This window comes from Arthrobacter sp. E70, assembly GCF_058266945.1.
In genome coordinates this window covers 108,980-121,037 of the sequence record NZ_JBYQFR010000010.1, presented here as the reverse complement: position 1 = coordinate 121,037, position 12,058 = coordinate 108,980, and the positions used below count along the sequence as shown (strand labels likewise).

At 66.8% G+C, this 12,058-nt stretch carries 14 protein-coding genes; 7 read left to right on the top strand and 7 right to left on the bottom strand.

The annotated features are described in order from the left end of the window. Positions 1-4: 4 nt before the first annotated feature. A complete protein-coding gene (locus AC3IMC_RS14260) occupies positions 5-613 on the bottom strand; it encodes a GNAT family N-acetyltransferase (protein WP_490919187.1) in 609 nt (202 codons plus the stop codon). Between the two features lie 78 nt (positions 614-691). On the opposite strand from AC3IMC_RS14260, the gene AC3IMC_RS14255 reads away from it, so the two are divergent. Next, positions 692-925: a DUF6480 family protein gene (locus AC3IMC_RS14255; protein WP_490919186.1), complete on the top strand. Its 234-nt coding sequence runs from the start codon at positions 692-694 to the stop codon at positions 923-925. Between the two features lie 24 nt (positions 926-949). On the opposite strand, the gene AC3IMC_RS14250 is transcribed toward AC3IMC_RS14255, so the two are convergent. The 3 genes from AC3IMC_RS14250 to AC3IMC_RS14240 are packed head-to-tail and all read right to left on the bottom strand — an operon-like array spanning position 950 to position 3,855. Further along, positions 950-1,822, bottom strand: a complete 873-nt coding sequence (locus tag AC3IMC_RS14250) for a 3-hydroxyacyl-CoA dehydrogenase family protein (protein ID WP_490919185.1) — start codon at positions 1,820-1,822, stop codon at positions 950-952. 3 nt (positions 1,823-1,825) lie between these two features. Then, positions 1,826-2,629 (bottom strand): enoyl-CoA hydratase/isomerase family protein, encoded by an 804-nt coding sequence (locus AC3IMC_RS14245; RefSeq protein WP_490919184.1) that lies wholly within the window; start codon positions 2,627-2,629, stop codon positions 1,826-1,828. Further along, complete coding sequence (locus AC3IMC_RS14240; RefSeq protein ID WP_490919183.1) at positions 2,629-3,855, bottom strand: thiolase family protein; 1,227 nt, start codon at positions 3,853-3,855, stop codon at positions 2,629-2,631. Before AC3IMC_RS14240 ends, AC3IMC_RS14245 begins: the two co-directional genes overlap by 1 nt. Before the next feature lie 216 nt (positions 3,856-4,071). On the opposite strand from AC3IMC_RS14240, the gene AC3IMC_RS14235 reads away from it, so the two are divergent. Then, positions 4,072-4,248, top strand: a complete 177-nt coding sequence (locus AC3IMC_RS14235) for a CsbD family protein (protein WP_221386135.1) — start codon at positions 4,072-4,074, stop codon at positions 4,246-4,248. 117 nt (positions 4,249-4,365) lie between these two features. Here the strand turns inward: AC3IMC_RS14235 and AC3IMC_RS14230 are convergent, their stop codons facing one another. Together AC3IMC_RS14230 and AC3IMC_RS14225 are read right to left on the bottom strand one after the other, a co-directional pair. After that, entirely contained in the window at positions 4,366-5,442 is a 1,077-nt protein-coding gene (locus AC3IMC_RS14230) for a DNA polymerase IV (protein ID WP_490919182.1), read from the bottom strand. Positions 5,443-5,657: 215 nt separating this feature from the next. Beyond that, positions 5,658-7,118: an amino acid permease gene (locus AC3IMC_RS14225; protein WP_490919181.1), complete on the bottom strand. Its 1,461-nt coding sequence runs from the start codon at positions 7,116-7,118 to the stop codon at positions 5,658-5,660. A 208-nt stretch (positions 7,119-7,326) separates the two neighbouring features. Between AC3IMC_RS14225 and AC3IMC_RS14220 the strand changes: the two genes are divergently transcribed. The 5 genes from AC3IMC_RS14220 to AC3IMC_RS14200 all read left to right on the top strand — a co-directional run bounded on the left by AC3IMC_RS14220 (position 7,327) and on the right by AC3IMC_RS14200 (position 11,750). Beyond that, positions 7,327-8,088 (top strand): CPBP family intramembrane glutamic endopeptidase, encoded by a 762-nt coding sequence (locus AC3IMC_RS14220; protein ID WP_490919180.1) that lies wholly within the window; start codon positions 7,327-7,329, stop codon positions 8,086-8,088. Positions 8,089-8,136: 48 nt separating this feature from the next. Then, entirely contained in the window at positions 8,137-8,577 is a 441-nt protein-coding gene (locus AC3IMC_RS14215; RefSeq protein WP_490919179.1) for a VOC family protein, read from the top strand. Positions 8,578-8,599: 22 nt separating this feature from the next. Then, entirely contained in the window at positions 8,600-9,568 is a 969-nt protein-coding gene (locus AC3IMC_RS14210) for a 1,4-dihydroxy-2-naphthoyl-CoA synthase (protein WP_490919178.1), read from the top strand. A 13-nt stretch (positions 9,569-9,581) separates the two neighbouring features. Then, a complete protein-coding gene (locus tag AC3IMC_RS14205) occupies positions 9,582-10,793 on the top strand; it encodes an AMP-binding protein (RefSeq protein WP_490919177.1) in 1,212 nt (403 codons plus the stop codon). A gap of 75 nt (positions 10,794-10,868) precedes the next feature. Next, positions 10,869-11,750 (top strand): 1,4-dihydroxy-2-naphthoate polyprenyltransferase, encoded by an 882-nt coding sequence (locus AC3IMC_RS14200; protein ID WP_221386125.1) that lies wholly within the window; start codon positions 10,869-10,871, stop codon positions 11,748-11,750. Here the strand turns inward: AC3IMC_RS14200 and AC3IMC_RS14195 are convergent. Continuing rightward, complete coding sequence (locus tag AC3IMC_RS14195; RefSeq protein WP_221386124.1) at positions 11,747-12,052, bottom strand: DUF4229 domain-containing protein; 306 nt, start codon at positions 12,050-12,052, stop codon at positions 11,747-11,749. The two genes, AC3IMC_RS14200 and AC3IMC_RS14195, sit on opposite strands and share 4 nt — an antisense overlap. Positions 12,053-12,058: the final 6 nt, after the last annotated feature.

Below are 12,058 nucleotides of genomic sequence, written 5' to 3'. Positions count from 1 at the left end.
CGTCCTAGCCGCGCCGGTCCAGCCGGTATTCCAGTCCGGCGCGGACTGCCGGCCACTCGTGCTCCAGGATGGAGAACACCACCGTGTCGCGCAGGTTCCCGTCGCTGGTTCTCGAGTGGTTGCGGAGCACCCCGTCCTGTTTGGCGCCCAGCCGGGCGATGGCCTCCCGCGACTGGTGGTTGAGCCAGTGGGTGCGGAACTCCACGGCCGGACAGCCGATGGTTTCGAAGGCGTGGCGGAGCAGCAGGAGCTTCGAGTCGGGATTGGTGCCTGTCCCCTGCACAGAGGCCGCGTTCCAGGTGGAGCCGATCTCCACCCGGGGCGTGGCCGCGTCGATGTTCATGTAGGTTGTCATGCCGATGATGCGCCCGGGGCCGCCGCTCCCCGCATCGATCAGGCGCGTGGTGAACGGCAGCATGGACCCCTGCTCCTGCAGGGCCAGCCGGCGCCGGATTTCGGCAGCCATGTCTTCGGGGGCCGAAACCGACGTGTACCAGAGTTTCCAGAGCTCGCCGTCGGTTGCCGCCTCCACCAGGCCGTCATGGTGCTCCTCGGCGAGCGGCTCCAGGATTACGTGGCGGCCGGTCAGGGTAAGGGGTTCAAGGAAAGTCACAGCACCCAGCCTAGGCGGCCCGCCCACCAGGGCCGGTTACGCTGGGAGAGCACCAGGACGGCAACCGAGGGAGTTATCGTGTCAGGCACCAACCCGGATCCGCAGGACGACAAAATCACTGGCCTGGAACCTGGCGGCGGCGTTCCACCGGGCGAGACCCCGCCGGGCGAAGCATCGACGGCAGGTCCGCAGGGGCACGACGAACACGGCACCCGGAAGGGGACGCAGTTCCTGTGGATCGCCATTATCGGCGTCGTTGTCCTGTTGTGCCTGCTGTATTTCATCGGCTACATCGTGGGCTTCTTCGACTAGGCCCGGTTTCGACAAGCGGAATTCCTAGCTGGGCCAGTCGAAAAAGCCCTTCCCGGTCTTGCGGCCAAGTTCCCCCCGGGCCACCTTGTCCTTGAGGATCTGCGGCGGGGCAAAGCGCTCACCCAGGGTGGAGTGCAGGTACTCCGCGATGCCCAGGCGCACGTCGAGGCCCACGATGTCGGTGGTTTTGAGCGGCCCGGTGGGGTGTTTGTAGCCCAGCACCATGGCGTTGTCGATGTCTTCCGCTGACGCCACGCCCTCCTCCACCATCCGCATGGCTTCCAGGGCGATGGCCACGCCCAGGCGTGAGGACGCGAACCCCGGGGCATCGTTGACGACGACGGCGGTCTTGCCGAGTGCCTCCACCCAGGATTTTGCCGCGGCGGCGAGTCCGGGAGACGTGCGCTCGCCCAGCACCACCTCGATGAGGGTCGATGCCGGCACGGGGTTGAAGAAGTGCAGGCCGAGGAAGTTTTCCGGCCGTTTCAATTCGCGCGCCAGGCCGTTGACGGACAGGGAAGACGTGTTGGAGGCGATGAACGCGTCGTCCGCCAGCCGTTCTTCAATACCCCGCAGCGCCGTCACCTTGAGGTCCCAGTCTTCCGGGACCGCTTCCACCACCAATTGGCGGCCGGTGAAGTCGTCGTAGTCGGTGCTCACGGTCAAGCGGGAGGCGAGTTCCTCGAAGTTGGCGTCCACAGCGCCGCGCTCGATGCTCTTGAGCGCGGCCGACTCCACCCGTTCCCGCGCGGCCTCGGCGGAGACGTCGTCGCGCTCCACCACCAGGACGTTGGCGCCCTTGATCAGGAAGGCGTGGGCAATCCCGGCACCCATGCGGCCGCCGCCCAGGACCCCCATGAAGGCCGGCAGGTTGGGGTTTACTGATGACTCGCTCATGGTCTACTTTCCGTCGGCGGGGTTGGCGGAGGCGGCCTTCTTCGCCGCGTTGCGGTCGAGGAAGGCCTGCATCCGGTCGAATTTGGCCTGGGATTCGAAGAGGATGCCCTGGGCCAGCTGGTCGATGAGCGGATGCGCTTCCGCTGGTGCATGGAATACGGATTTGGTGATCCGGACTGCGAGAGGGTCCTGGCGCCCAATCCGGTTCGCCAGGCTGTGGGCTGCCTCCAGCAGGTCCGCGGGGTCGTGGATCTCGGTGATGAGGTTGATGGCTCGGGCCTCGTCGGCGCCGAGCACCTGCCCGGCAAGGAGGATCTGTTTGGCCACCGGTTCGCCCACGAGCTCCTTGAGCCGCCAGCTGGCACCGGCGGCCGCGACGATTCCCAGCCCTGTTTCCGGGTTGCCGATCCGCACGTTGGGGGTGCCGATCCGGAAGTCGGCGGCGTAGGCAAGTTCCGCCCCGCCGCCCAGGCAGTAGCCGTCCAGGGCGGCGATGACCGGCATGGGCAGCTTGGCGATGCGGACGAAGATGGTGGAGTTGATGCCCTGCAGGGCATCGTCCCGGCGCCGTTCCCGGAGCTGGGCGATGTCGGCACCCGAGGCGAACACCCCGTCAACGCCGGCAATGACCAGGATTTTGGGATTCTGTTCCAGCGCGGCGCAGACGGTGTGCAGTTCATCCACCATCTGTTGGTCGATGGCGTTCTTCACCTCTGGACGGTTGAGCAGCACCACCACGCGGTCATCCCGCTCCTCGACCAGGAGGGCGGTGAACTTCTCCGCCGCCAAATCCACCGGGGCCGCCATCAGATCTTCTCCAGCAGCATCGCCGTGCCCTGGCCGACGCCAACGCACATGGTGGCGAGGCCGATCTTCGCGTCTTCGCGTTCCATGCGTCCCAGCAGCGTGATGGCGATCCGTGATCCGCTGGAACCGAGCGGGTGGCCCAGAGCGATGGCCCCGCCGTCGCGGTTCACGATCTCCGGCTCCAGGCCGAGGCGGCGGATGCACGCCAGGGACTGGGTGGCAAAGGCTTCGTTAAGTTCGACGGCGGACAGGTCGCCGACGCTCAGGCCGCTGCGCTTGAGCACCTTCTGCGTGGCCGGGACCGGGCCGATGCCCATGATCTCGGGCTCGCAGCCGGCGGAGGCGCCGTCGATGATCCGGGCGCGGGGCGTGAGGCCGAGCCGCTCAATGGCGGCCTCGGAGGCGATGATGATGGCCGAGGCGCCGTCGTTGAGGGACGAGGAGTTCCCGGCGGTGACGACGGAGCCGCCGTGCGCCACCGGCTTCAGGCCGGCCAGGACGTCGAGGGTGGTGCCGGGGCGCGGGCCTTCGTCCGTGTCCACCACGGTCTCGGACTTGCGGGTCTTGACGGTGACGGGGACGATCTCGTCCTTGAACCGGCCCGCCTCGATGGCGTCCAGGGCCAGCTGGTGGGAACGGACGGCGAAGGCGTCAGCGTCCTCGCGGGAGATGCCGTCAACCCGCGCCACTTCCTCCGCCGTTTCCGGCATGGAGTAGGTCATTTTGCCGTCACGGGACAAGCCGCCGTGCTGGAAGTGCGGGTTTGTGAAGCGCCAGCCGATGGAGGTATCGAAGATCTGGCCGGGCTTGGCGAAAGCGCTGGTGGGCTTCTCCTGCACCCAGGGTGCGCGGCTCATCGATTCGACGCCGCCGGCGATGACGATGTCCGCGGCCCCTGCCTTGATCATGTGGCTGGCCTGGATGATCGCGCTTAGGCCTGAGGCGCACAGCCTGTTGACGGTGATTCCGGGGATGTGGAGCGGCAGCCCGGCCAGCAGGGTGGCCATCCGGGCAACGTTCCGGTTCTCCTCGCCGGCACCGTTCGCGTTGCCCAGGATCACCTCGTCGATGCTCTCCGGGTCGAGGCCTGCGCGTTCCACAGCCTCCCTGAGCACGAGGGCAGCCAGATCGTCCGGCCGAACGGAGGACAACGCACCCCCGTACCTGCCCACCGGCGTTCGGACCCCGCCAACAAGGAAAGCCTGCGGACCTGCAACTGCAGCCATGGAAACACCCTTCACGCGAAAAAAGCACTGTCATCGGCGCCCGGCATCGCAGACTGGATCCACTTACCGACCGTTCGTTCTGTAAATAGTACATGCCCCGCGGAAGATGTGCACCGGGCCAAATGTACGGTGACAGCAGGGCTTGAAATAGTAAGCATGCTTCGTGTTAGGGTGAAAAAGCACTGTTGATCAACGGAAACGAAAGGAGGCCACACCATGGGCCTCGGAGACAAGATCAGTAACGCTGCAGAAGACCTGGGCGGCAAGGCCAAGGAAGCCACGGGCAACGCCACGGACAATGACCGCCTGAAGGCGGAGGGCCAGGCGGACCAGGTCAAGGCCGACGCCAAGAAGGTAGGCGAAAGCGTCAAGGACGAGTTCAAGCGCGACTAGGTCCTTGGCTGTTGCAGCCGCAGCGAACGGCGTACTGCAGCAGCCTGAACGGCGGCGGACTCCTGCGGGATCCGCCGCCGTTCCGCTGTCCGGGACCCAATGTCCGGGCAGTGCGTGTCACCATCCGCTCCGGGTGGGGGTGTGCCCCTGCCGGGAGTCCTTGGGCATCGTCATTTCCGCCCGCAGCCCAAGGAGCCGGACAGGGCGGGCGGGCTCGATTTTCGCCACCAGGTCCAGGGCGCGGGCCAGTACTTCGGCGGGGTCCGACGTTTCCGGGATCTTCCGGGCGTAGGTCCTGGTGAGGAACGGGGCGTAGCGGACCTTGAGCGTCAGGCCGATCACCGGCCTCCCTTCCGCCGCGACGTCCTCCATGACGTGCGCGGCCAGCTCCCGCACCGCGTCCTCGATCTGCAGCGGGTCGGTCAGGTCGCGCTGGAAGGTGGTTTCGCGGCTGTGCCCCCGGGCCACCCAGGGCGTGTCGTCGACGGTCCGCGACCCGTCGCCGCGCCCGAGCTGCGCATACCAGGGCCCCATCTTCGGGCCGAACTCCGGAACCAGGTCATCGGGGTTGCACGCCGCAAGCCCTGCAACGGTCGTGATGCCGAGCTTGGCGAGGCGGGCCGACACCCTGGTTCCCACGCCCCAGAGTTCGACCGTCGGCCGGCTCCCCATGACATCCAGCCAGTTGTCGGCGGTGAGCCGAAAGACGCCGGCCGGCTTGCCGAACGTCGTCGCTACTTTGGCCCGGAGCAGGGTGTCTCCGATGCCGACGCTGCAGTGCAGCCGGGTTTCGCCAAGGACCGCCTGCTGCAGCTGCCGGGCGTAGACCTCAGGGTCCGCTGTCTGCACGCCAACGAACGCCTCGTCCCAGCCGAGCACCTGGACCGTGGCGCCGGGCTGGGAGCGCAGCACCGCCATGACTTTTTCGGAAGCTTCGAGGTAGGCCTCGTGGTCCACGGGGAGGATGACGGCGTCGGGAACCTTCCGCGCCGCGATGCGCAGCGGCATGCCGGAGCCGACGCCGTAGGCCCTGGCTTCATAGGACGCCGTCGACACGACCGCCCGCTCGGTGGGGTCGCCGCGGCCGCCGACGATCACCGCCTTGCCCGCGAGCTCGGGCCGGCGGAGCACTTCGACGGCTGCGATGAACTGGTCAAGGTCCACGTGCAGCACCCATGGTTCGCCCACAGCCATAGTCTGCCCCGCGGACGGCCCGTCGCCAAGCAAACACGTGAGTGCTCCCGCCCGGTTACTTGAGCGGAACAACGCCCCAGACGGGGACACGCCGCACTCCCCGGCGCGCCGTCGCGGGCACGCGGGCAGGAACGCACGCAGGAAACGCCGACGGCGGGCCCGCCCTCCCCAAGGGGCGTCCCGCCGTCGTATGTTTGCTCCGGAGAGCGCGTCAATCAGGTGTACAGCGCGCTCTTGGGCTCGTTGTTCTTGACCTTCTGCCAGCCCAGCCACAGGAGCACGGCGAAGAACGGGACGGTACCCAGGGTCCAGAGGCCCAGGTAGAACACTTCCCCGTCCTTGCTGGTCATGGTGTCGAAGCCGATGAGCACGGTGATGGCCAGCAGGCCCACCAAGCCCGCCCAGCTGGTCCACGGCGAGCCGGGCATGGGCAGGGTGGAGGCGTTGCCAACCTTCTTCCGCAGCATGATCTGGCTGGCGAAGATGGAGCCCCAGCAGAAGATCACGCCGATGGAGGCGGTGTTCAGGGCCAGGTCGAAGGCGTGCGAGCCGCCCAGCCAGATGTTCAGCAGGATGCCCACCAGGTAGAAGGCTGCGATCGCCAGGATGGCCGCATACGGGACGTGCCGCTTGGACATCTTGGTGAGCCACTGCGGGGCATGGCCGTTGTTGGCCATGGTGCGGAAGACGCGGCCGATCGAGTACAGGCCGGAGTTGCAGGAGGACAGTGCCGCGGTGATGACGATCATGTTCATCACGTCGCCCACCCAGCTCAGGCCCATCTGGCCAAAGACGGTGACGAACGGCGAGGTGCCGGCCTTGTACTGGTCGGACGGCAGCAGCATGGCGAGCAGGGTCACGGAACCGACGTAGAACACCACGATGCGCAGGACGACGGCGCGGATCGCCTTGGGCACTTCGCGTTCCGGGTTCTGCATCTCGCCGGCGGTGATGCCGACGAGCTCGATGCCGTTGTAGGCGAAGATCACGGCGTTGAGGACGAGGACCATCACCAGGGCGCCCTTGGGGAACATCCCGCCTTCGGCCGCGAACAGGTTTGCAACGGAGGCGTGGCCTGCACCGACCTGCGCGTTGGTGACCACCATGAAGGTGCCCACGGCGAGGAAGATCAGGATGGCGCCCACCTTGAGGCAGGAGGCCCAGAACTCGAATTCGCCGAACGCCTTGACGCTGAGCAGGTTGACGGCCACCAGGAGCGCCAGTGCGGCGATGGCCGAGGCTTCCACGGGGACGTTGGGGAAGAAGAACTGGAAGTACAGGCCGATGGCGATGAGTTCGGCGATGCCGGTCATGCCCCAGTTGATGAAGTACATCCAGCCGGACAGGTAGGCGCCCTTCTTGCCGAACATTTCGCCCGCGTAGCTGACGAAGGAGCCGGAAGTCTGGCGGTACATGATGAGCTCGCCCAGTGCCCGCATCAGGAGGTAGGCGATGACGCCGGCGATGGCGTAGGAGAAGATCAGGGCCGGGCCGGTGGAGGCGAGCCGGCCACCTGCGCCCATGAAGAGGCCGACGCCGATGGCGCCGCCCATGGCGATCATGGTGACGTGGCGCCGGCCCAGCGTTTTGCTGTAACCCTCGGCGCTGAGGGTGGGGTCGACGGCGGTGGATGGTGCCGTGCTGTTCTGCAGTTCTTGGGGGGTACTTTGAGGCACAACGATTCCTTGTGGGTTGGGGGGTTGGCCGCATCCGGGATACGAATGATCCAGCTCACAAAATTCGGCCTTTTGGCTTGAGGACCACTGTTTGTAAGCGCGATTGTTCGTGCAGCCGAAGCTTCACGCGGCTCGACTATCCTACTAGACCGCCGGGGGTGGTACGTGACGTGGGCTACACGGCCCTGCCCGGCGATAGGCTGAACCCATGGCCACAGCCCACCGTTTACCGCCCGCCCCCCAGCCCCAGCTGTACCGGTTCTCGACGATGGACGGCGCAACGCTGTGCCTCTATGTGGCCATTGCCGCGTTCTTCGCCGTCGCCGGGGACCTGGTAGCCCCGCTGCTCCGACAGATAGCTCCGTCCCCCGCTGCTGCCTCCTACGCGGTGAACCTGCTGTTTTATGCCTCAGTGGGAATACTCGCGCTTCTGGCCGCCCGCAAGGTAGTGGTGCGGGACCTCAAAGTCCTGGCAACCCGTCCCTGGTTCACGTTGTTCATGGTGCCCGCCGCCGTGGTCGCGATGATGATCCTGACCGTGGTGGTTGTGGCAGTGGGCGGCCAGGTGGAGACCTCCGCCAACCAGGCCGGGCTGCAGGCCCTGATGCAGCAGGTGCCGGCCTGGCTCATGGTTCCGTTGCTGGTGGTGGTGGGCCCGTTCGTGGAGGAGTACATCTTCCGGCACCTGCTGATCGGGAAGATGAGCCGGCGGGTGAACATCTGGATCTGCTGCGTCCTGTCAGTGGTCCTGTTCGCTGCCCTGCACATCGTGGGACAGGAAGCGATCACCCTGGCGGCACTGCTGCCCTACCTGGCCATGGGCGCAACGCTGGTGTTCGTCTATGTGTGGACCGGCAAGAACGTGATGTTCTCCTACTTCGTGCACGCGGCCAAGAACCTGCTGGCGGTTATCCTGATCTACGCCATCCCGTCGGAACTCTTCGAGCAGATCCAGCGCGTCCAGGCCTAGGCCGCCCGCCCCTTCCGCAGCCCGCGCCCGCCGCCTTACGGTGGTGGGATGGGACTGAATATCCAGATCGTCATCGATTCAGCAAAGCCGCACGAACTTGCCGACTGGTGGGCCGAAACCCTGCAGTGGGAAGTGGAACCGCAGGACGCGGACTTCATCAGGTCCATGATCGAGCAGGGTTATGCCACGGAAGGCCAGACGATGACCCACCGCGGAAAACTGGTGTGGAAGGACGGCGCTGCCATCCGCCCGTCGGAAGAAATCGAGGCGAAGGCACCTGGGCGCCGGATGCTGTTCCAGACGGTGCCGGAGGGCAAAACCGTCAAGAACCGGGTGCACTGGGACGTGAGGCTGGACGGCCGGGACAAGGACGAGGTGCGCCGCGAACTGGAGGCCCGGGGAGCCACGTTCCTCTGGACGGCGCAGCAGGGGCCGCATTCCTGGCACACGATGGCGGACCCTGAGGGCAACGAGTTCTGCATCAGCTAAGCACGATTACTAGACTTGGACGGTGAGCAACCAGATCCCCGCCCCGGTGTCCGACGTCTTCGATCCCACGCGCTGGCGGGTGGTCTCCGGTTTCGAGGACTTCCAGGACATGACGTACCACCGGCAGGTGGAGCGGGATTCCGACGGCGGCTGGGTGCGTGACCTGCCCACGGTCAGGATCGCGTTCAACCGGCCCGAGGTGCGCAATGCGTTCCGGCCCGGGACGGTGGATGAGCTGTACCGTGCCATGGACCACGCCCGGATGACGCCGGACGTCGCCACCGTCCTGCTGACCGGCAACGGCCCCTCCCCCAAGGACGGCGGCCATTCGTTCTGCTCGGGCGGGGACCAACGGATCCGGGGCCGGGACGGCTACCGGTACGTAGTACAAAACACAGCCGACGGCGAGACCCAGGAAACGATCGACCCCGCGCGGGCCGGACGGCTCCATATCCTGGAAGTCCAGCGGCTCATGCGCACCATGCCGAAGGTGGTCATCGCCGTCGTCAACGGCTGGGCAGCCGGCGGAGGGCACTCGCTGCACGTGGTGGCGGACTTGACCATCGCCTCACGGCAGCACGGCAGGTTCAAGCAGACGGACGCCACCGTGGGAAGTTTCGACGCCGGCTACGGCTCCGCGCTGCTGGCCCGCCAGGTGGGGCAAAAGACCGCCCGCGAGATTTTCTTCCTGGCCCGCGAATATTCCGCTGAAGACATGGTCCGGATGGGGGCTGTGAACGAGGCCGTGGACCACGAACGCCTGGAAGAGGTGGCTCTGGAATACGCGGCGGACATCGCCCGGCAGTCCCCCCAGGCCATCCGCATGCTGAAGTTCGCCTTCAACCTCGCCGACGACGGCCTGGCCGGCCAGCAGGTCTTCGCCGGCGAAGCCACGCGCCTGGCGTACATGACCGACGAAGCCGTGGAAGGCAAGGAGGCCTTCCTGCAAAAACGCGACCCCGACTGGTCACGCTTCCCGCACTACTTCTAAGGCAGGACGGCATATGAACAGCGAAACTTCCCCCGACCAGGGCCCGGGCGGTCCCCTCAACATCGAGCCTGCCCTGAAAGCCCTGGCGGCCGCGCTCCACGGCGAGGGCCCCGCCGTCGAACTGTCCGTTGGCCCCGACGGCAGCCTCGTCGTGGGGCACGTGGAGACCCCAGGGTGCGACGACGCCGTGGCAGTGGTCCGCACCTCCGGCTCCACCGGCACGCCCAAGGCAACGTTGTTGACGGTGGAATCGCTGGCGGCATCCTCCATGGCCACGGCGCTGCGGCTCAAGGGCGAGGGCCAATGGCTCCTGGCGCTGCCCGTGCAGTTCGTCGCCGGCATCCAGGTGCTGGTGCGGTCCCTGTTCGCCGGCACCCGCCCCTGGGTCATGGACATGTCCGGCGGCTTTACGCCGGAGGCCTTCACCGCCGCCGCCCTGGAACTGACGGACAAGATCCGTTTCACCTCCCTGGTGCCCACCCAGCTGCAGCGGCTCCTCGACGACCCGTCGCCGGACACCCTCGCGGTGCTCCGCAGGTTCAACGCCATCCTGTTGGGTGGCGCCCCGGCACCGGCATCCCTGCTGGCGGCTGCCCGCGAAGCCGGCGTCCGGGTGGTCACCACGTACGGTTCGGCGGAAACCTCGGGCGGCTGCGTGTACGACGGCTACCCGCTGGAAGGCGTGTCCGTCCGGGTGGATGGGGACGGCAGGATCCTGCTGGGCGGGGACACCGTCGCCGCCGGCTACATCGAAGCGCCGGATGAGGAAACCGGGACCTTCTTCGAGGAGGACGGCGTGCGCTGGTTCCGCACCAGCGACCTTGGCAGGATCGACGACGACGGCCGGCTCACCGTGCTGGGCAGGGCCGACGACGTGATCATCACCGGCGGCGTCAAGGTGTCCGCCGCCCAGGTGCAGGAAGAGCTGGAAAAGTCCGACGCCGTCAGCGCAGCTTTCGTGGCAGGCGTCCCTTCCGCGGAATGGGGCCAGGCGGTGGCGGCATACGTCGCACTGGCCGGGGACGGCGCTGCTGCACAGGATGCGGCGGGGCCGGACAAAGCCGGGGACACCGCCGTCGTCCTCCAGCAGCAATGGCGCGGCACGCTGGGGGTCCTGGCGCCCAAAACCGTCCTCGCCGCACCCGCCCTCCGGATGTTGCCCAACGGCAAGCCGGACCGACTGGCCATGACCGCCGAACTCAGTGCCCTGCACGAAGGAAAGTAAAGTGGACCTGCACCCCCGCGGCGGGTGCGCCCGTTCCATCCTGCCGTCCTACCGAAACAACATGAGGTACTAACCGTGGCCACAGCCACCCAATGGATCCAAGGCGCCCGGCTCAGGACGCTGCCCGCAGCGATCGCGCCGGTGCTGATCGGCTCTGCCGCCGCCTACGAGATGGACTCGTTCCTTCTGCCCAACGCCATCCTCGCGGCGCTGGTGGCGCTGCTGCTCCAGGTGGGCGTGAATTTCGCGAACGACTACTCCGACGGCATCCGCGGCACGGACGACGACCGGGTGGGTCCGCTGCGGCTGGTGGGCTCTGGAGCGGCCAAGCCGGAGCACGTCAAGTGGGCGGCCCTCGGCACGTTCGCGCTTGCCATGGTGTTCGGCCTGGTCCTGGTGCTCCTCACCCAGGCATGGTGGCTGATCCTGGTGGGGCTCGGCTGCGTCATGGCGGCCTGGGGCTACACGGGCGGTAAGAACCCGTACGGCTACATGGGCCTGGGCGACCTTTTCGTGTTCGTGTTCTTCGGCCTGGTGGCCACGCTCGGCACCACCTACACTCAGGCCGGGCAGATCAACCTGTCCGCGGTGATTGGCGCCATCGGCACGGGGCTGATTGCCACGGCGCTACTGATGGCCAACAACGTCCGGGACATCCCCACGGACATGCAGGCCGGCAAGAAGACCCTGGCCGTGCGGCTGGGCGACAAGCACGCACGCGAAAGCTACGTCCTGATGCTCGCCGTCGCCATCCTGCTGGTGGTGGTCCTGGCCCCCGGCCGGCCGTGGATCCTGATCGTGCTGCTGCTCATCCCGGCGTGCCTGATGCCTGCCTGGCTGATGATCAACGGCCGCAAACGCAAGAGCCTGATCCCGGTCCTGAAGCAGACCGGCCTGATCAACCTCGGCTACAGCCTGCTGTTCTCACTGGGCCTGGTGCTCAACCACGGGTTCTAGTTCTTCTCGCCCTTGGCGTTGTTGATGGCGATGTCCGGGTTGGCGTCGAGCAGGGCGTCCTCGGCGTTGGCGTCCTGGATCTCGCCCGCTGAACGCAGCGGCTTGGCCTTGCCGGAAAAGCGGTGCTGCAGGGCGGCCGTGGCGGCGTCCCGCTGCTTCTGGAAGAACAGGTAGCTGATGGCAAAGGCAATCAGCGCGGCGCAGATCACGGACATCAGCACCCCAAGCTGGAGGAGCGCAAACAGCACGAACAGGGGCACGAAGAGCGCCAGCCGGATCAGGGAATATTTCAAAAAGGCCACTATCCA